Source organism: Streptomyces sp. NPDC046557, assembly GCF_040645975.1.
GTDB lineage: Bacteria > Actinomycetota > Actinomycetes > Streptomycetales > Streptomycetaceae > Streptomyces.
In genome coordinates this window covers 1,145,137-1,164,413 of the sequence record NZ_JBEYZH010000001.1, presented here as the reverse complement: position 1 = coordinate 1,164,413, position 19,277 = coordinate 1,145,137, and the positions used below count along the sequence as shown (strand labels likewise).

General features: G+C 71.3%; 13 protein-coding genes. 7 read left to right on the top strand and 6 right to left on the bottom strand.

From position 1 onward, the window contains the following. Positions 1-437 precede the first annotated feature (437 nt). Positions 438-2,012 (top strand): RNA polymerase sigma factor, encoded by a 1,575-nt coding sequence (locus tag ABZ934_RS05250; RefSeq protein ID WP_361308622.1) that lies wholly within the window; start codon positions 438-440, stop codon positions 2,010-2,012. 112 nt (positions 2,013-2,124) lie between these two features. Further along, on the top strand, positions 2,125-3,048 hold the full coding sequence (locus tag ABZ934_RS05245; protein ID WP_361308620.1) for a serine protease: 924 nt from the start codon (positions 2,125-2,127) through the stop codon (positions 3,046-3,048). A 133-nt stretch (positions 3,049-3,181) separates the two neighbouring features. Here ABZ934_RS05245 and ABZ934_RS05240 read toward each other — a convergent pair whose 3' ends face one another. Beyond that, positions 3,182-3,418, bottom strand: a complete 237-nt coding sequence (locus ABZ934_RS05240) for a hypothetical protein (protein WP_030239625.1) — start codon at positions 3,416-3,418, stop codon at positions 3,182-3,184. Positions 3,419-3,865: 447 nt separating this feature from the next. Here ABZ934_RS05240 and ABZ934_RS05235 point away from each other — a divergent pair, with 447 nt between their 5' ends. The 3 genes from ABZ934_RS05235 (at position 3,866) to ABZ934_RS05225 (ending at position 8,226) form a co-directional block, all read left to right on the top strand. Continuing rightward, positions 3,866-5,986 carry a DNA topoisomerase IV subunit B gene (locus ABZ934_RS05235; RefSeq protein ID WP_361308618.1) on the top strand — a complete coding sequence of 707 codons (2,121 nt, stop codon included), beginning with the start codon at positions 3,866-3,868 and terminating at the stop codon, positions 5,984-5,986. Between the two features lie 159 nt (positions 5,987-6,145). Then, positions 6,146-6,631 (top strand): DUF485 domain-containing protein, encoded by a 486-nt coding sequence (locus ABZ934_RS05230; RefSeq protein ID WP_361308616.1) that lies wholly within the window; start codon positions 6,146-6,148, stop codon positions 6,629-6,631. Next, positions 6,628-8,226 carry a cation acetate symporter gene (locus ABZ934_RS05225; RefSeq protein ID WP_361308614.1) on the top strand — a complete coding sequence of 533 codons (1,599 nt, stop codon included), beginning with the start codon at positions 6,628-6,630 and terminating at the stop codon, positions 8,224-8,226. Before ABZ934_RS05230 ends, ABZ934_RS05225 begins: the two co-directional genes overlap by 4 nt. A gap of 5 nt (positions 8,227-8,231) precedes the next feature. Here the strand turns inward: ABZ934_RS05225 and ABZ934_RS05220 are convergent, their stop codons facing one another. The 3 genes from ABZ934_RS05220 to ABZ934_RS05210 form a co-directional block, all read right to left on the bottom strand. Then, positions 8,232-8,939 (bottom strand): response regulator, encoded by a 708-nt coding sequence (locus ABZ934_RS05220; RefSeq protein WP_361308612.1) that lies wholly within the window; start codon positions 8,937-8,939, stop codon positions 8,232-8,234. Then, positions 8,936-10,552 carry a sensor histidine kinase gene (locus ABZ934_RS05215; protein WP_361308610.1) on the bottom strand — a complete coding sequence of 539 codons (1,617 nt, stop codon included), beginning with the start codon at positions 10,550-10,552 and terminating at the stop codon, positions 8,936-8,938. The genes ABZ934_RS05220 and ABZ934_RS05215 overlap by 4 nt, the downstream gene beginning before the upstream one ends. A gap of 143 nt (positions 10,553-10,695) precedes the next feature. Beyond that, positions 10,696-11,943: a citrate synthase gene (locus tag ABZ934_RS05210; RefSeq protein WP_361308608.1), complete on the bottom strand. Its 1,248-nt coding sequence runs from the start codon at positions 11,941-11,943 to the stop codon at positions 10,696-10,698. A gap of 70 nt (positions 11,944-12,013) precedes the next feature. Here ABZ934_RS05210 and ABZ934_RS05205 point away from each other — a divergent pair, with 70 nt between their 5' ends. Continuing rightward, a complete protein-coding gene (locus tag ABZ934_RS05205) occupies positions 12,014-13,165 on the top strand; it encodes a citrate synthase/methylcitrate synthase (RefSeq protein WP_361308606.1) in 1,152 nt (383 codons plus the stop codon). Between the two features lie 14 nt (positions 13,166-13,179). Next, positions 13,180-14,418, top strand: coding sequence for a GTP-binding protein (locus tag ABZ934_RS05200; RefSeq protein WP_361308604.1), 1,239 nt, complete (start codon positions 13,180-13,182; stop codon positions 14,416-14,418). On the opposite strand, the gene ABZ934_RS05195 is transcribed toward ABZ934_RS05200, so the two are convergent. Together ABZ934_RS05195 and ABZ934_RS05190 are read right to left on the bottom strand one after the other, a co-directional pair. After that, positions 14,415-16,541 (bottom strand): restriction endonuclease, encoded by a 2,127-nt coding sequence (locus ABZ934_RS05195; protein ID WP_361308602.1) that lies wholly within the window; start codon positions 16,539-16,541, stop codon positions 14,415-14,417. The genes ABZ934_RS05200 and ABZ934_RS05195 overlap by 4 nt on opposite strands. Before the next feature lie 102 nt (positions 16,542-16,643). After that, positions 16,644-19,100, bottom strand: coding sequence for a DNA topoisomerase IV subunit A (locus ABZ934_RS05190; RefSeq protein WP_361308600.1), 2,457 nt, complete (start codon positions 19,098-19,100; stop codon positions 16,644-16,646). Positions 19,101-19,277 lie beyond the last annotated feature (177 nt).

Below are 19,277 nucleotides of genomic sequence, written 5' to 3'. Positions count from 1 at the left end.
GCCCCCGGTTCGGGCCGGTGTGAGATTCATACGGTCGGGTGTATGTCGCCCACATGGCGTATCCCGACGGAGGACGCCGGGCCCGGTGCGGGCCCGGCGACACCGGTGTGGGGGCCCGTACGGCCGCCCCCGTACGACCGTCCTGGCGCCGGCACGGCGGACCTGGCACAGCCCCCGAAGTGCGCGTATGACCGTATGACCGGCATTGGCGTAAAAGTGGTGTGACTCGGACCACGAAGATTGGGCGTAACGCTCCGCGACGTCACGCGATGACTTAAGAGGTGATGGCCGACGGAGGGAAGACAGCAGCCCTTGCGGGTGCTGTGCAGCTCCCCGGCCCCTGCCCGCGCCCCCGGCCCATCCCCAGTCGGTGGTCGTCGGCCACGGTCCAGCACCACCAGGCCGGGGTCGGAAGCCGTTCCCATCGTTCCGAGAGGTTGTTCGTGTCGGCCAGCACATCCCGTACGCTCCCGCCGGAGATCGCCGATTCCGAGTCTGTGATGGCGCTCATCGAGCGGGGCAAGGCCGAGGGGCAGATCGCCGGCGATGACGTGCGTCGGGCCTTCGAGGCTGACCAGATTCCTGCGACCCAGTGGAAGAATGTTCTGCGCAGCCTCAACCAGATCCTCGAGGAAGAGGGTGTGACGCTGATGGTCAGTGCCGCGGAGTCGCCCAAGCGCACCCCCCGCAAGAGCGTCGCAGCGAAGAGCCCCGCCAAGCGGACGGCGACCAAGACCGTAGCGGCCAAGGCGGAGGCCGCGCCGGCCGTCGCGCCCGCGGCACCGGAGTCCGCGCCGGCTGAGTCGGACACCGCCGAGGCCCTGCTGGAGGAGCCCGGAACCGAGACGGTCGCCAAGAAGACCACGGCGAAGAAGGCGGCGGCCAAGAAGACCGCGCCCGCCAAGAAGGCCACCGCCAAGAAGACGGCGGCGAAGAAGACGGCCGCCAAGAAGGACGCGGACGAAGCCGACGAGGAGACCCCGGAGGAGGGTCCCGCCGCCAAGGCCGAGTCCGAGGAGGAAGAGGACGGCGGCGAGGCCAAGGGTTTCGTCATCTCGGACGACGAGGACGACGCCCCGGCCCAGCAGGTCGCCGTGGCCGGCGCGACCGCCGACCCCGTCAAGGACTACCTCAAGCAGATCGGCAAGGTCCCCCTCCTCAACGCCGAGCAGGAGGTCGAGCTCGCCAAGCGGATCGAGGCCGGCCTGTTCGCCGAGGACAAGCTGGCGAACTCGGACAAGCTGGCGCCCAAGCTCAAGCGCGAGCTGGAGATCATCGCCGAGGACGGGCGCCGCGCCAAGAACCACCTGCTGGAGGCCAACCTCCGCCTCGTGGTCTCCCTCGCCAAGCGCTACACCGGCCGCGGCATGCTCTTCCTGGACCTGATCCAGGAGGGGAACCTGGGCCTGATCCGCGCCGTGGAGAAGTTCGACTACACCAAGGGCTACAAGTTCTCCACGTACGCGACCTGGTGGATCCGGCAGGCGATCACCCGCGCCATGGCCGACCAGGCCCGCACCATCCGCATTCCGGTGCACATGGTCGAAGTGATCAACAAGCTGGCCCGGGTGCAGCGCCAGATGCTCCAGGACCTGGGCCGCGAGCCCACCCCGGAGGAGCTGGCGAAGGAACTCGACATGACCCCCGAGAAGGTCATCGAGGTGCAGAAGTACGGCCGCGAGCCGATCTCCCTGCACACTCCGCTCGGCGAGGACGGGGACAGCGAGTTCGGTGACCTCATCGAGGACTCCGAGGCCGTGGTCCCGGCCGATGCCGTCAGCTTCACGCTCCTGCAGGAGCAGCTGCACTCGGTGCTGGACACCCTCAGCGAGCGCGAGGCGGGTGTGGTGTCGATGCGCTTCGGCCTGACCGACGGGCAGCCGAAGACGCTGGACGAGATCGGCAAGGTCTACGGGGTCACCCGTGAGCGCATCCGCCAGATCGAGTCCAAGACCATGTCGAAGCTGCGGCACCCCTCCCGCTCGCAGGTCCTGCGCGACTACCTCGACTGAGCGGCCGGCACACGGACGGCGGCAGGACGGCGCCGGTGGTCGCGCGGGTGCGCACGGCCACGGGGCATCCCACTCTGGGTGGAGTCATGCACACCCGGAGTCAGGAGGCCTCATGCGTCGTTTCTTTGCCCGTGTCCTGTCGGGGGCTTTGACGCTGGCGGCGGGAGCGGCCGCGGCGCATCCGGCCCAGTTGCCCCGGGCGGCCGCGGACGGCGTGGTGATCGGCGGCCAACCGGTAAAGGTGGCCGACAGCCCGTGGGTCGTGGCCCTGGCCAGTCGTGACCGGTTCGGGGGTACGCGGGGCGGTCAGTTCTGCGGCGGAGTCCTCGTCGGCCCCGCCACGGTCGTGACCGCCGCCCACTGCCTGGGACGGCAGGTGCTGGGCGGGCCCGTCGAGGCGGTGCCCGACCTGCGGGTGATCACGGGGCGTACGGAGCTGCGGGCGTCGGACGGACGCGAGATCGCCGTACGGTCGGCCCGGGTGAACCCGGAGTACGACCCCAAGAGCAACGCGGGGGACATCGCGGTGCTGGAGCTGGCCGAAGCCGTGCCGGCCCACTACGTGCTGCCCATGGCCGGGGCCGGCCACCCGGCCTACGAGCCGGGCACCCGGGCGGCCGTGTACGGCTGGGGCGACACGAGCGGGTTCGGGGACTACGCCTACGGGCTGCGCGCAGCCCACGTCACCGTGCTGTCCGACGAGGTCTGCGCGAAGGCGTACCCGGGGGACGCGGACGGGCAGTACCGGCCGGAGTCCATGGTGTGTGCGGGGGAGCAGGAGGGCAAGGGCGGCAAGGACGCGTGTCAGGGCGACAGCGGCGGCCCGCTCGTCGCCCAGGGGCGGCTCATCGGCCTGGTGTCCTGGGGGAGGGGCTGCGGGCGGCCCGACAGTCCGGGGGTGTATACCCGGATCGCCGCGGTGGCCGGCTTCGTCAGCAGCCCCCAGAGGGCCGCGCGTCCGACGCCCCAGGAGCGGACCGCCATGGGGTCCCCGAGGGCTTCAGCGCGTCGCCCAAGCCCTCTCGAAGAGCTGTGAGGAGCGGGCGCGGGCTTCCGTTCCCCCCCACGCGAAAAAACGAGGACGGGCGGCTCCCCCCGGGTCTCGGGGGGAGCCGCCCGTCGACCGGCCTGGCCGGTCCTGGCTCGTCGGATGCGAGGGTAGGCCGGTGTCAGCGGTCCTCGGTGTCGGCGGCATTGGCAGCCGGAGCGGACGTAAGCCGCTCGGTCTCATCCTGTATTTCCGCGGCGATCTTCTTGAGTTCCGGCTCGAACTTACGCCCGTGGTGGGCGCAGAAGAGCAGTTCACCGCCGCTCAGCAGGACGACGCGCAGATATGCCTGGGCGCCGCAACGGTCGCATCGGTCAGCGGCCGTCAGCGGGGTCGCGGGTGTCAGAACAGTAGTCACGTCGCCTCTTCTCTAGCTCGACGAGCTGTCGTACCAGGGTCAACATCCAACCAGGCCGAAAACGTTCCCGCTCGCGGCTTTCTTTCGAAACTTCCTTCCGAAGCTGGCCGGCTGTTGCCGGTTGGCGGCGAAGGAGCCGTATTGCGTTGCTTTACGGTTTCGCGTTGTCAGTCGTTCGCTTGTTGCGGTTCCATCCTCCCCGACATGAGCGCCGGGTTGTTCATGAGGACGTGCCCGAACCCTAAATGGTTCATGCGTGGAAGGGAACGTGATGTTTGCGTCACCCCCACGGGGGATCGAACATCCGTGCGGATCTGCACTAGGCTGGGGAAGTGGCGGGGGTGGTGTTGCATCGGCTCTACCAGGCTCTCGGTACCCTCTGACGGGCGACCGGGCCATCCCCGCGCCCCACCAGGCCAGAAAGAAATTCAGCGAGGAGCGAACTGCGTGACCGCCGACACGTCCGTGCCTTCCAGCGCGCTGCTGTCCGGAGCAGACCGGGACGGCTCCAACTACACCGCGCGGCACCTGCTCGTCCTCGAAGGTCTTGAGGCCGTCCGCAAGCGCCCCGGCATGTATATCGGCTCGACCGACAGCCGAGGCTTGATGCACTGCCTCTGGGAGATCATCGACAATTCCGTCGACGAGGCCCTGGGTGGCTACTGCGACCACATCGAGGTGATCCTCCACGAGGACTCCTCCGTCGAGGTCCGGGACAACGGCCGCGGCATCCCCGTGGACGTCGAACCCAAGACCGGCCTCTCCGGCGTCGAGGTCGTCATGACCAAGCTGCACGCCGGCGGCAAGTTCGGCGGCGGCTCCTACGCCGCCTCCGGCGGCCTGCACGGCGTCGGCGCGTCAGTCGTCAACGCCCTCTCCGCCCGACTCGACGTGGAGGTGGACCGCGGCAGCTCGACGCACGCGATCAGCTTCCGCCGCGGCGTACCCGGTATGTTCACCGAGCAGGGCCCCGACAGCCCCTTCGACCCGGCCAACGGCCTGCGCAAGATCAAGCGGATCGCCAAGGGCAAGACCGGCACCCGGGTCCGCTACTGGGCCGATCGCCAGATCTTCCTCAAGGACGCCCGGCTCAACCTGGAGACGCTCTACCAGCGCGCGCGCCAGACGGCCTTCCTCGTCCCCGGTCTGACGCTCGTCGTCCGCGACGAGCGGGCCGTCGACGGCGCGGGCAAGACGGAGGAGGTCTTCCGCTTCGACGGGGGCATCAGCGAGTTCTGCGAGTACCTCGCCCAGGACAAGGCCGTCTGCGACGTGCTGCGGCTGACCGGCACGGGGACCTTCAAGGAGACCGTCCCCGTCCTGGACGACCGCGGTCACATGACCCCCACCGAGGTCACCCGCGAGCTCGGCGTCGACATCGCGCTGCGCTGGGGCACGGGGTACGAGACCAACGTCAAGTCCTTCGTGAACATCATCGCCACGCCCAAGGGCGGCACCCACGTCTCCGGTTTCGAGCGGTCGGTCACCAAGACCGTCAACGAAGTGCTGCGCTCGGCGAAGCTGCTGCGCGTCGCGGAGGACGACGTGGTCAAGGACGACGCGATGGAGGGCATGACCGCGGTCGTCACCGTCCGCCTCGCCGAGCCGCAGTTCGAGGGGCAGACCAAGGAGGTCCTGGGGACCTCCGCGGCCACCCGGATCGTCGCCGCCGTGGTCGCCAAGGAACTGAAGGCGTTCCTGACCTCCACCAAGCGCGACGACAAGCAGCAGGCCCGCTCCGTGATGGAGAAGATCGTCGCGGCCGCCCGCACCCGGATCGCGGCCCGCCAGCACAAGGAGGCGCAACGCCGCAAGACGGCGCTGGAGTCCTCCTCGCTGCCCGCCAAGCTGGCCGACTGCCGCAGCGACGACGTCGACCGCAGCGAGCTCTTCATCGTCGAGGGCGACTCGGCCCTCGGTACGGCCAAGCTCGCCCGGAACTCCGAGTTCCAGGCGCTCCTGCCGATCCGCGGCAAGATCCTCAACGTCCAGAAGTCCTCGGTCTCGGACATGCTCAAGAACGCCGAGTGCGGCGCGATCATCCAGGTCATAGGAGCCGGCTCGGGCCGGACCTTCGACCTCGACGCCGCCCGCTACGGCAAGATCGTCCTGCTCGTCGACGCGGACGTCGACGGCGCGCACATCAGGTGCCTGCTGCTCACGCTCTTCCAGCGGTACATGCGGCCGATGGTCGAGGCGGGCCGGGTCTTCGCCGCCGTGCCGCCGCTGCACCGGATCGAGCTCGTCCAGCCGAAGAAGGGCCAGGACAAGTACGTCTACACCTACTCGGACAACGAGCTGCGCCAGACCCTGCTGGAGTACCAACGCAAGAACATCCGGTACAAGGACGCCATCCAGCGCTACAAGGGCCTGGGCGAGATGGACGCCGACCAGCTGGCGGAGACCACCATGGACCCCCGGCACCGGACGCTGCGCCGGATCAACATCGGCGACCTGGACTCCGCCGAGTCGGTCTTCGACCTCCTCATGGGCAACGAGGTGGCTCCGCGCAAGGAGTTCATCACCGGCTCCGCCGCGACCCTGGACCGCTCGCGCATCGACGCCTGAGTCGGCCGCGGCGGGCGACCGATCGCGGCACACCGGCGCCCTTCACTCGTTCGGCGTCACCTGAACGAGTGAAGAGCGCCGGTAGGGCAGTCCGGAAAGCCCCCATTGCCCACATCCTTGTGGCGCGCGGCCAATGCGGTCGCGGACAAGGAGAGTTCGGTGGACAAGCACGAAGGTCGTGATGCCGGAACGATCCGGCTGGACGACCCCTGGTACGACGCGTCGGCGGTCGGCTGGGGTGAGGGCGCCACGACGGATCCCGCGCGCCCGCCGGCCGGTGACCGGCCCGCGCCGGGACCGTCCGACATCTACCTCGAGGTGCAGCGCAGCGCGGCCTTCCAGGAAGTGCGAAGCCGCTACCGGAAGTTCGTCGTGCCCGCGACCGCCGGCTTCTTCCTCTGGTACGTCGCGTACGTGGTCGCCGCCACCGCGGCGCCCGATCTGATGGCCCGGCCCGTCGTCGGCGCGGTCAACGTGGCCCTGCTCGCCGGCCTCGCCCAGTTCCTCAGCACCTTCCTCCTGACCTGGGCCTACGCCCGGCACGCGCGGCTGCGTCGGGACCGGGCCGCACTCGACCTGCGCTGGACGGTCTTCGAGCAGGAGCGGGGCCAGGAGCGGAACCGGGCGCTGGGGGAGGGCAGTTGAGCACCGAACACCAGACCCTCGCGCTGATCCTGTTCAGCGTCTTCATCGCGATCACCCTGGGCATCACCACCTGGGTCAGCCGCAACCGGCACGGCTCCGCCGAGGAGTTCTACGCCGGGGGGCGGCTCTTCTCCCCGTTGGAGAACGGGTTCGCCATCGCCGGTGACTACATGTCGGCCGCCTCCTTCCTCGGCATCTCCGGCCTCATCGCCCTGTTCGGCTACGACGGCATGCTGTATTCGGTGGGGTTCCTCGTCGCGTGGCTCGTGGTCCTCTTCCTCGTTGCCGAACTGGTGCGCAACTGCGGGCGTTTCACCCTCGCCGACGTGGTGGCGGCCCGGATGAGCCAGCGCCCGGTCCGGATCGCCGCCGGCGCCTCCTCGGTCGTGGTCTCCGTGCTGTACCTCGTCGCGCAGATGGTCGGCGCGGGCAGTCTGGTGGGGCTGCTGATCGGGGGCTCGGGCACTGCCGCCAGGACCCTGACCGTCGTCGGCGTAGGCGCGCTCATGGTGGTGTACGTGTCGTTCGGCGGCATGCGGGCCACCACGTGGATCCAGATCGTCAAGGCCGTGCTGCTGATGGGCGGCGCGATCACCCTGACCGTGCTGGTGCTGCTGCGCTTCCACGGCGACGTCAACCAACTGCTGACCAGCGCCGCCGAACGCAGCGGACACGGCGCCCGGTTCCTGAGCCCGGGCCTCAAGTACGGGGCGGACTGGACCGCCCGCTTGGACTTCATGAGCCTGGGTCTGGCTCTCGTGCTGGGAACGGCCGGTCTCCCGCACATCCTGTCCCGCTTCTACACCGTGCCGACGGCGCGGGCGGCACGCCGGTCCGTCGTCTGGGCCATCGCCCTGATCGGCGCCTTCTACCTGATGACCATCGTGCTCGGGTTCGGGGCGGCCGCGCTGTTGGGGCCCGACCAGGTCCGTACGTCCAACGCCTCGGGGAACACGGCGGTTCCGCTGCTCGCGGGGTTCCTGGGCGGGGGGACCGATTCCACCGGGGGCGCGGTGCTGTTCGCCTTCGTCGCCGCGATCGCCTTCGCGACCATCCTCGCGGTGGTCGCCGGGATCACCCTCGCTTCCTCGGCCTCCGTGGCGCACGACCTGTACGCCTCGCTCAAGCGCCGCCGCCGCCGCGGCCGGCAGCGCGGTGAGGTGGCGGTGGCCAAGGTCGCGGCCGTCGGGATCGGGGCGGTGGCGATCGGGCTGGGGCTGCTGGCCCAGGACCTGAACGTGGCGTTCCTGGTCGGGCTGGCCTTCGCGGTGGCCGCGTCCGCGAACCTGCCCGTGTTGCTGTACTCCCTGTTCTGGCGCGAGTTCACCACGCGGGGAGCGGTCTGGTCCGTGTACGGGGGGTTGGTGCCGGCGGTGCTGTTGGTCGTGCTGTCGCCGGTGGTGTCCGGCAGTGAGCAGTCCCTGTTCCCCGCAGTGGACTTCCAGTACTTCCCGCTCCAGAACCCCGGGATCGTCTCGATCCCGCTCGGGTTCCTCGCGGGCTGGCTCGGCACGCTCACCTCGTCGGAGGCGCCGGACGCGGCGAAGCACGCGGAGACGGAGGTCCGGTCGCTGACCGGTGCCGGCGCCGTGTGACCCGGTTACGCCGGGCCGGGGTCCTGAGGGCGCCAGGCGTAGCGGTGTTCGGGGCGCCCGGTCTCGCCGTAGCGCAGGGCGAGCGTGACCCGGCCGGAGCGGTCCAGCAGCTTGAGGTAGCGCTGGGCGGTTTGGCGGCTGATGCCCGCGCGGTCGGCTATCTGCTGGGTGGACAGGGGCTGCCCGGCGGCGGTGCGCAGGACCTGACGGACCAGTTCGGCGGTGGTGGGCGAGTGGCCCTTGGGGAGGTCGTTGGGGCTCTCGGCCGCCGCGAGCGCACCGAAGAGGCGGTCCACCTCCGCCTGTTCGGCCTCACCACCGGCCTCCAAGGCGTGCCGCAGTGCTCCGTACGCCTCCAGCCGGGCGCGCAGCCCGGCGAAGGTGAAGGGCTTGACGAGGTATTGGAGGGCGCCGAGGCGCATCGCCGCCTGGACGGTGGCGAGGTCGCGGGCGGCGGTGACCATGATGACGTCGGTGCGGTGGCCGTGCTGGCGCAGGCGACGAACGAGATCCAGGCCGTTCTCGTCGGGGAGGTAGTGGTCGAGGAGGATCAGGTCCACCGGATGGGAGTTCAGGAACTCCATTGCCTCGGCCGCCGAATGGACGTGGGCGGCCACCCGGAATCCGGGAACCTTCGCCACGTACGCCGCGTTGATCAGGGCAACACGCACGTCGTCGTCGACGACCAATACGTGCATCGGGGACTCGTTCATCGCAGGGCCTCCGGGAGTACGACGGAGAATTCCGCCCCTCCGTCCGCTGCCCCGCCGGCCCGGACCGCGCCGCCCTGCCGCTCCGCCAGGCGGCGCACCAGTGCGAGCCCCAGTCCGCGCTCGCGGTGGGCGGAGGGCTGCTTGGTCGACCAGCCCTCGGTGAAGATCTCCTCGCGACGGCCGGCGGGGATGCCGGGACCGCTGTCCCGGACGTGGAGCACCGCCGTGCGGCCTTCGGCGCGCAGCTCGACCTCGACCCATGGCGCTGCCGAGCCGACGGCCGCGTCCAGGGCGTTGTCCACCAGGTTGCCGGTGATGGTGACGAGGCCGCCCGGATCGACGAGGCGGTCCGGGAGCGAGGTGCGGTCCGCGAGGCGCAGGGAGACGCCCCGCTCGGCGGCGACCGCCCCCTTGCCCACGAGGAGGGCCGCCAACAGCGGATCGCGGACCCTCTCCGTGACCTCCTCGGCGGTGCTGCGGTGCACACCGGCGACCTCGGTCACGAACGCCGCCGCCTCGTCGTGGAGGCCGAGCTCCAGCAGGCCGAGCAGGGTATGGAGCCGGTTGGCGTGCTCGTGGTCCTGCGCGCGCAGGGCCTCGATCAGGCCCCGGGTGGAGTCGAGCTCCCGGGCCAGGTGCTCCAGCTCGGTGCGGTCGCGCAGGGTGGCGACGGCGCCGCCGTCCTCGGTGGGCATCCGGTTGGCGACCAGCACCCGGGAGCCCCGGACAGTGAGCAGGTCGCGGCCGGTGACCCGGCCGGCGAGGACGTCGGTGGTGCGGCCCGCGCCGAGTACGTCGTCCAGCGCGCGCCCCGCCAGGGCGTCGGCGGAGTGCGGCGAGAGACCGAGCAGTCGGGCGGCTTCGTCGTTGACCAGGCGGACACGGCCGTTCTGGTCGAGGGCGATCACGCCTTCGCGGATGGAGTGCAGCATCGCCTCACGCTCGGCGAGCAGGCCGGAGATGTCGGAGAAGGCCAGGTCACGGGTCTGGCGCTGGATCCTGCGGGACAGCAGGTAGGCGGCGAGCGCCCCGGCCGCCAGGGCGCCGCCCGCGTAGGCGAGCAGACCCGGGATGGCCCCGATCAACCGGTCCCGGACGCTGTCGTAGGCGATGCCCACCGACACAGCGCCGACGATCTCCCCGTCGGCGGCCACCAGCGGGACCTTGCCGCGGGCCGAGCGGCCCAGGGTGCCCTCGTCGATCTCCATGACCTCGCGGCCCGCGAGGGCCTCACCCGGGTCGGTGGAGACCGGTTGCCCGATGCGGTCGGCGCTGGGGTGGGAGTGGCGGATCCCGTTCAGGTCCACGACGACCACGTACTCGGCGCCCGTGGCCCGGCGGATCCGCTCGGCCGACGCCTGCACCGGGCCGTCCGGGGTCGGGGCGGAATCCAGCAGGCCCGCGGCCAGGGCGGGATCGGCCGCCGCGCTCTGGGCGATCGCGAGGGCCCGGCGCATGGCCTGGTCGTCGAGCTGCGCGCCGAGCGGCGCCAGGAACAGCCCGGTGGCCAGGACCGCGACCCCGGCTGCGAGGGCGAGCTGCGTCAGCAGGATCTGGGAGACGGCCCGTCTGGGCAGCCCGAGGCGTCCAGCGCAGGTGAGGGGGAACCGCATGGGTAGCACCGTAGGTCGGCTTTCGGCCAAGCGGAATCCTCGGGTGGCGTCGGGCCCACGCCGTCGCGGAGCGCTGGAGTCGCCGCCGGGGGCATCGGTCGGACCGGCGCGCGGGGTCGGACCGAGCCTGCCGTGGCCTTCCGTCAGGGCAGGGGCCGGGGCGGGCGGGGGCCGTTGTAATGGCCGCTCGGACGCATGCGCAGGGGCCGCTCCTGGTACTCCTCCAGCGCGTGCGCGATCCAGCCCGCCGTCCGGGACACCGCGAACACCGTCTCGCCGGCTTCGGCGGGCATGCCGTACGACACCGTCAGCACCGCCACCGCCAAATCGACATTGGGATACAGCCCGCCGCCGTGGCGGGCCATCACCTCGGCCACGTCCCGGGCCGCCTCCAGCGCACGGGACGCCTCCGGCAGCCGCTCCAGCCGGGCGAAGAGCGCCCCCGCGCGCGGGTCCTCGCCCCGGTACAGCCGGTGGCCGAGCCCCGGCACCCGCCGCCCCGACCGCAGGTACTCCGCCACCACCGGCGCGGCGCCACCCCGCTCCAGGACCTCCACCAGCATCCGGTGCGCGAGCCGTCCCGCCGCCCCGTGCAGGGGCCCTTCGAGTGCGCCGAGTCCGGCCGAGACCGCCGCGTACGGGTGGGCCCGCGCCGAGGCCGCCACCCGGACGGCCAGGGTCGAGGCGGCCAAGTCGTGGTCGGCCAGCAGGGCCAGCGCCAGGTCCAGCACGGCCAAGGCGTCCGGGTCGGGTTCCCGCGCGGTGAGACGGGACCACAGGCGCCGGGCCAGTCGGACGTCACCGCCCCACTGTGCGGGGCCCACCTCTGGGAGCGCGCCGACCAGCGTCGGGATCAGGCAGCGCGCGGAGCTCAGTACGGCGGTCTCGGACAGGTCGAAGCGCAGCGGATCGACCACTGCCGCCGCTGCGACCGCCACCCGGAGGCGGTCGACGGGACCGCTGTGCTCGGGCAGCGCGGCGACCGAGCGGCGGGCGGCGGCCAAGGTCTCGGGCGGGGCGGTGAAGCGGGCCCCCGGGGTCGGGGTTCCCGTCCAGAGCCACTCGGCGACCTCCTCGTAGGGGTGCCGGGAAGCCAGCTCCACCGCGTCCACGCCGCGGAAGTAGTACCGGTCGTCCTCGATCAGGGTGAGGGAGGTCCGGACGGAGAGTTCCCCGGTGGCGGGCGCCGGACCGGCCGCCTCGCGCCGGTTGCGCCGGGCCAGGGCCTCGACCTCGCGCGCGTCGAAACTGCTCCCGCGTCCGACCGGATCGCGGCGGCTGGTCAGCTGTCCCCGGCTCACGTACGCGTATACCGTCGCGGGCTTCACGCCGAGTGCTTCCGCCGCCTGCCGGGTGGTGAGCCGCCGCTCGCCTTCCACCTTCTCGTTCATGATGGCCACCCTACATAACTTGATTCAATCAATATTGACAAGCATTGAATCCATGATGGATGGTCGGTCCATGAACTCCACCGTCGAAGTACCCCGCGGACTCGCGGGAGTCGTGGTCACCGAGACGCAGCTCGGGGACGTCCGAGGCCGCGAAGGCTTCTACCACTACCGGCAGTACTCCGCCGTCGAACTCGCCGCGAGCCGCAGCTTCGAGGACGTGTGGCAGCTGATGTTCCGAGGCGCCCTGCCCGAGGACGCCACCGAGCGCGCCGCCTTCGCCGCCGAGATCGCCCCGCTGCGCCACCTGCCGGCCGAGGTGCGCGACGCCTTGCCGGCCCTCGCCCGCGCGACCGCTCTCTCCGGCCCGCTCGCCGGGCTGCGCACCGCGCTCTCCCTGCTCGGCGCCTCCGCCGGCTTCCGGCCCGTCTACGACCTGAGCCCCGACCGTCGGGCGGCCGACGCGCTCGCCGCCTGCGCCGCCGTGCCGACCCTGCTCACCGCGCTGCACCGGCTCGGACAGGGCCTGGAGCCGGTGGACCCGCGCGACGACCTCCCGTACGCCGCCAACTACTTGTACATGCTGACCGGCCGGGAGCCCGAGCCGGCCAAGGCCCGCGCGGTCGAGCAGTACCTGATCTCCACCATCGACCACGGCTTCAACGCCTCCACCTTCACCGCCCGCGTCATCGCCTCCACCGGCGCGGACGTCGCGGCCTGTCTGACCGGGGCGATCGGGGCGCTGTCCGGGCCGCTGCACGGCGGCGCCCCGAGCCGGGCCCTGGACACCCTGGACGCGATCGGCACGGCGGACCGCATCGATCCGTGGATCCGCGAACGCGTGCTCGCCGGGGACCGGATCATGGGCTTCGGCCACCCCGTGTACCGCACCGAGGACCCCCGCTCCCGGATGCTGCGTGACATCGCCCGGCAGTTCGGCGGCCCGCTGGTGGACTTCGCCATCGAGGTCGAACGGCACGTCGAGCAGATCCTCGCCGAACTCAAGCCGGGCCGTGAGCTGCACACGAACGTGGAGTTCTACGCGGGCGTGGTCATGGATCTGTGCGGGCTGCCGCGCGAGATGTTCACACCGACGTTCTGCGCGGCCCGTGTGGTCGGCTGGAGCGCGAACATCCTCGAACAGGCCGCCGACTCGAAGATCATCCGCCCGGCCGCCCGCTACAGCGGACCCACCCCACCCGAGCCGGTTCCCGCGTTCGGCTGACTACGATCGGTCGGGTGCACCCGACATCACCGACCGGCGGGCAGCCCGACCGGAGCGTTCCCACGATCCCCGTGGTGGTCCTCGCCGGATTCCTCGGATCCGGCAAGACCACCCTGCTCAACCATCTCCTCGCCCATCGCGGCGGCACCCGCGTCGGAGTCGTCGTCAACGACTTCGGCGCGATCGAGATCGACGCGATGGCGGTGGCCGGACAACTCGGCGACTCGATGGTTTCCCTCGGGGGCGGCTGCCTGTGCTGCGCGGTCGACGGAAGCGAGCTGGACGCGTACTTGGAGAAGCTCTCCGCGCCCGCCCACCGGATCGACGTCATCGTCATCGAAGCGAGCGGGCTGGCCGAGCCGCAGGAAATGATCCGGATGCTGTTGGCCTGCGAGAACCCGGCGATCCGGTACGGCGGGACGGTGGAGGTCGTGGACGCGGCGGAGTTCTGGGCGACACGGGCGAAGCACCCCGAGATCGACCGCCATCTAGGGGTCGCGGACCTGGTGGTCCTCAACAAGACCGACCGGATCGACGCCGCCGAGCGCTCCCGCGTCGAAATCGGGCTGGGCACGCTCTGCGCGCCCGGCACCCCGGTGGTGGCCGTCGACCACGGCCGCATCGACCCCGAACTGCTCTTCGACCGCCGGCCCTGGAGCGAGACGCGGGGGCAGCTCTCCTTCGAGGACCTGCTGGCGGGGGAAGCGGCGGACGCGGACGGCCACGAGGGGGACGCCCACGCCAGGCACGTGCACGCCTCCTACGAGAGCGTGGAGTTCGTCTCCGAACAGGCTGTGAACCCCCGCCGGTTCATCGACTTCCTCGACAGCCGGCCGGCCGGTCTCTACCGGATCAAGGGCTTCGTCTACTTCGGTGTCCCCGGACACGAGGAACGCTACGAGATCCAAGCGGTGGGCCGCTTCCTCCGCTTCGCCACCGCTCCCTGGGGACGGGGCGAGCCGCGGCTGACCCGGCTCGTCCTGATCGGATCGGAGATGGACGCCGCCGCGCTCCTCCGCGAACTGGAGGCGTGCCGCGAGCCGGAGCCGCGGCGGGTGAGCCCCGAGAGCATGTGGGGCGTCCTGCGGTACGTCGCCCGGCCCGTGCGGCAAGACGACGTCGAAGACCACCCCGACCCGGACCCGGACCCGGACCCGGACCCGGACCCGGACCCGGACCCGGACCCGGACCCGGACCCGGACCCGGACCCGGACCCGGACCCGGACGTGGAGGCGGACGCGGACGAGGGCTAGGCGACCTCGATGCCGAACTCGACCAGGAGGGCTTCCAGACCACCCCGGTAGCCCTTGCCGCCGATCACGAACTTCCAGTCGCCGCCCGGACGGCGGCGGAAGGAGCCGAGCACCAGAGCGGTCTCGCCCGCCCGGCCGTCGGAGACCTCCAGCTGGTCGAGTTCCTGCCCGGCGGCGTCGAGGAGCCGGATGCGGGCATCGGTGAAGCCGGCGAGATCGGCGTGCGGATCGACCTCCGGGTCGATCGCGGCGACGAGCACCAGTCGGTCGGCGCGCTCCGGCAGGGCGTCGAAGTCGACCTCCACCGCGGCCTTGTCGGGCGGGGTGTGCGCCCCCGTCCGGACGGAGCCGTCCGGGGTCCGATGGTTGTTGAAGAAGACGAAGTGGTCCTCGGTCAGCACCCGGCCGCCCTCGCAGACCAGCGCGCAGACATCGAGTGCGACGGCGCCCGACCAGGACATGCCGAGGACGTTGTACGCGGCCGGATCGCCCGTCGGCGCTGACGGGCGCGGGGACGCGGGGGAGGAGGCCGCCGCGGGCTCGGCCGCCACCCGCGCCGTGGCCCCGCCGCCGTCACCCAGGCGGCCCCGTAGGCCGTGCTGGTGCAGCAACGCCACCAGTTCGGCCCCGGGAACCAACTCCAGCGGCTTGCCGTTGGCAAAGGTGTACGACCCCGGTCCGAAGGACGCGGTGGTGACCAGCACCCCCTTGTTCGCCCCCCTGTCCTGCACCGTGCCGTACAGGTCCCGCACCGCCGTCGGCGGGACCGTGTTGCGGTAGCGCTTGACCTGGACGACGATCCGCCCGCCCCGGATCGGCGCCGGGTCCAGCGCCTCCACGTCCACACCGCCGTCACCGGACCGCTGCGTGGTCACCGCTTCCATGCCCATCGCCCGGAACAGTTCGGCGACCAGGTTCTCGAAGGCGATCGGGTCCATTGTGAACAGATCGGGCTCCTCCTCGCCGTCACCCGCGGGCCCGCCGTGGCTGACCACACCGCCGACCTCGCCGGGCCTGCGCCTCGGCCGTATCCCCGCGGGTTGGTCCGGCCGGGCCGACAACTGCCCGCCCAGCCCGTCGATCAGGCAGTCCACCGCGCTCACCTGCTCCAGGCGCAGCCCGGCGAAGGCCTCGCGCTCGGCCCGCACGGTGGCCAGGACGATTTGGGCCTCCCGCCCCGTCACCGGATCGTGGTCGTCCACGAACCCGTTGACCACCACCGAGTCCAACGCGCCGAACTCGTCCGCCGCGTACAGCTCGCGCACCACCAGCAGCACGCACTGGGCCAGCAGGTCCCGGTACAGCGCCCGCCGCTGGGTGACGGGGCGGGCCGTCTCCTTGTCCTGGTCCGTACTCGGCACGTACCGGACAGTCTTGATCTCCGGAACCACCTCGTAACGCGGCAACTCCCAGTCCAGCACCAGCTGGCGGGCAGCCCGGTCGTACGCGGCGGAGACTTGCCGGGGCAGGTTCTCGGGCCAGGCCGCGGAGGCGTACAGCGCCGCCGAGAAGTACTCGACCGCGGCCTCGGCGTCGCCCGCCCCCAGGGCGGCGGCCAGTTCGCGGAGACCGCTGTTGTGCGCGCGGATCCCGGCGAGCTGCGCGGCCGCCCAGGCGTCGTACTGCTGCCGGTTCTCAGCGAGCTGCTGTCGGCGCCGTGTTTCCGCCGCCTGAGCCTTCCGCCGGGCCCGCGCGTACTGGGCCTGCTCCTCGCGTTCCGCCTGCACCCGCCGGTAGGAACCCAGCGCCATGCCACTGCTCTGCTGCTGGAACTGCTCGATGCGGGGTATCGCGACCGGGTGCGCGAGGGGACCGGGACGGAACGGTTCGAGCTCCTCGCTTCGCACCAGCGTGGCCATCCGGAACGCCGTCGCTCGGCAGCCCGCCGCCAACAGGTTCTGCAGCGCCGCGACCTCGGCCTCGATGGTCTCCGTCCGGCGCCGCGCCTCGACTTCGCGATGCTGCCGGTAGGCGGCCTGCTGCTCGCGCTCGCCCCGGCTTACGTCCCGGTCCCATGCCCGTCGACGGCGCTCCGCCTCGCGCTGCTGGATCAACTGCGTTCGCTGCTGCCTGCGCTGAGCCTCGGCCCAGTCGCCGATCATCCCACCCGACTGACGGCTCATCAGCATTCCCCCGCCCCCACCACACAAGCATCAACGGGAAAACACTAGTCGGCATTCGGGTGGTACGTCCCCCCTCCGCACCACCCGAACCGACTGCTTCCGCTACAGCGCGGCCCCCGCCAACGCCACGACCGCGGCGGGCAGCGCCGCGCCGGAGCCGTCCCGGCGCGGGTCGACGGCCGGCAGCTCGGCCGGCGCGCCGCCGGCCGTCGCCGCGCGGACCGGGGCGTTGCCCGCCCAGGCCAGCGTCAGCACGTCCTCGCCCTTGAGGAACCGCTGGCAGCGCACCCCGCCGGTGGCCCTCCCCTTCCTCGGGTACTGGTCGAACGGGGTCAGCTTCCCGGACACGACCGAGTCGTCGAGCGTGCCCTGGGAGCCGGCCACGGTGAACACCATGGCTACGCGCCCCGGGTCCACCGCCGAGAAGTGGATCACCTTGGCGCCTTCGGAGAGCTTGATGCCCGCCATACCGCCCGCCGGGCGGCCCTGCGGACGCACCTGGGCCGCCGGGTAGCGCAGCAGCTGGGCGTCGTCGGTGATGAAGACGAGGTCCTCCTCGCCCGTGCACAGCTCGACCGCGCCGACGATCCGGTCACCCTCCTTGAGGGTGATGACCTCCAGCTCGTCCTTGTTCGCCGGGTAGTCCGGCACCACCCGCTTGACCACGCCCTGCTCGGTGCCCAGCGCCAGTCCCTGGGAGGACTCGTCCAGCGACAGCAGGCAGACCACCTGCTCGTCCGCCTCCAGGCCCGACAGGAACTCGGTGACCGGGGCGCCTCCGGCCAGGTTCGGCGCGGTGTGGGTGTCCGGCAGTTGCGGCAGGTCGATCACCGACAGCCGTAGCAGCCGCCCGTAGGACGTGACCACGCCGACTTCGGCCCGGGCCGTCGCGGTGACCTGCGAGACGATCAGGTCGTGCTTGGCGCGGGGGCCGCCCTCCCCCAGGGGCAGCGGTTCGGCGGTCACCGTCCGGGCCAGCAGGCCTGTCGAGGACAGCAGCACCCGGCAGGGGTCGTCCGCGACTTCCAGCGGAACAGCCCCGACGGCCGTGGCACCGGACTCCAGTAGGACCGTACGCCGTTCGGTCGAGAACTTCTTCGCCACCGCGGCCAGTTCCGAGGAGACGAGCTTGCGCAGCTCGCTGTCGGACTCCAGGATCCCGGTCAGCTCGTCGATCTCGCCGGTCAGCCGGTCGCGCTCGGACTCCAGCTCGATCCGGTCGAAGCGGGTGAGCCGGCGCAGCGGGGTGTCCAAGATGTACTGGGTCTGGACCTCGCTCAGCGAGAAGCGCTCGATCAGCCGCTCCTTGGCCTGCGCGGAGTTGTCGCTGTCCCGGATGATCCGGATGACCTCGTCGATGTCGATGAGGGCCACCAGCAGGCCCTCGACCAGGTGCAGGCGGTCGCGCCGCTTGCCCCGGCGGAACTCGCTGCGCCGCCGGACGACCTCGAAGCGGTGGTCGAGGTAGACCTCCAGGAGTTCCTTGAGGCCGAGCGTCAGCGGCTGCCCGTCGACCAGCGCGACGTTGTTGATGCCGAAGGACTCCTCCATCGGCGTCAGCTTGTAGAGCTGTTCCAGTACGGCCTCGGGGTGGAAACCGTTCTTGATCTCGATGACCAGGCGCAGGCCGTGGGAGCGGTCGGTGAGGTCCTTGACGTCGGCGATGCCCTGGAGCTTCTTCGAACCGACCAGGTCCTTGATCTTCGCGATGACCTTCTCGGGGCCGACCGTGAAGGGCAGTTCGGTGACGACCAGGCCCTTGCGGCGGGCGGTCACGTTCTCCACGGCCACCGTCGCGCGGATCTTGAACGTCCCGCGGCCGTTCTCGTAGGCGTCCTTGATGCCGGACAGGCCCACGATCCGTCCGCCGGTCGGCAGGTCGGGGCCCGGCACGAAACGCATCAGCGCCTCCAGGTCCGCCTGCGGGTAGCGGATCAGGTGCCGGGCGGCGGCGATGACCTCGCCCAGGTTGTGCGGCGGCATATTGGTGGCCATGCCGACCGCGATCCCGGAGGCGCCGTTGACCAGCAGGTTCGGGTAGGCGGCGGGCAGCGCCACCGGTTCCCGCTCCTGGCCGTCGTAGTTGGCGGTGAAGTCGACGGTGTCCTCGTCGATCGACTCCGTCATCAGTGACGTGGCGTCGGCCATCTTGCACTCGGTGTAACGCATGGCGGCCGGCGGGTCGTCGTTGCCGAGCGAACCGAAGTTGCCGTGGCCGTCGACCAGCGGCAGCCGCATCGAGAAGGGCTGCGCCATGCGCACGAGGGCGTCGTAGATCGACGCGTCACCGTGCGGGTGCAGCTTGCCCATGACCTCGCCCACGACACGGGCGCACTTCACGTACCCCCGGTCGGGGCGCAGGCCCATCTCGTTCATCTGGTAGACGATGCGGCGGTGCACCGGCTTCATGCCGTCACGGGCGTCCGGCAGGGCACGGGAGTAGATCACCGAGTACGCGTACTCGAGGAAGGAGCCCTGCATTTCGTCGACGACGTCGATGTCGAGGATCTTCTCCTCGAAATCCTCCGGCGGCGGGGTCTTCGTGCTGCGGCGGGCCATCGCTGCGCGGCTCCTTAACCAAGAAAGGTGTACTCGGGGTCTGACGGTGTGGCGGTCGGTCTGTGCGAGGGTCGGTCGGTGTGTCGGCTGACGGTCGGGCGGTCGGGCGGTGATCGGTCCGGCGGGTACGTACCGGGTCTGTCGGTCCGGCCGAGGGTCGGCCGGGCGGCCGACCGG

Coding starts and splice junctions, on each gene's coding strand:
- ABZ934_RS05245 (WP_361308620.1), top strand. CDS start 2,125: ATGCGTCGTTTCTTTGCCCGTGTCCTGTCGGGGGCTTTGACGCTGGCG.
- ABZ934_RS05220 (WP_361308612.1), bottom strand. CDS start 8,939: ATGAACGAGTCCCCGATGCACGTATTGGTCGTCGACGACGACGTGCGT.
- ABZ934_RS05215 (WP_361308610.1), bottom strand. CDS start 10,552: ATGCGGTTCCCCCTCACCTGCGCTGGACGCCTCGGGCTGCCCAGACGG.
- ABZ934_RS05210 (WP_361308608.1), bottom strand. CDS start 11,943: ATGAACGAGAAGGTGGAAGGCGAGCGGCGGCTCACCACCCGGCAGGCG.
- ABZ934_RS05205 (WP_361308606.1), top strand. CDS start 12,014: ATGAACTCCACCGTCGAAGTACCCCGCGGACTCGCGGGAGTCGTGGTC.
- ABZ934_RS05195 (WP_361308602.1), bottom strand. CDS start 16,541: ATGAGCCGTCAGTCGGGTGGGATGATCGGCGACTGGGCCGAGGCTCAG.
- ABZ934_RS05190 (WP_361308600.1), bottom strand. CDS start 19,100: ATGGCCCGCCGCAGCACGAAGACCCCGCCGCCGGAGGATTTCGAGGAG.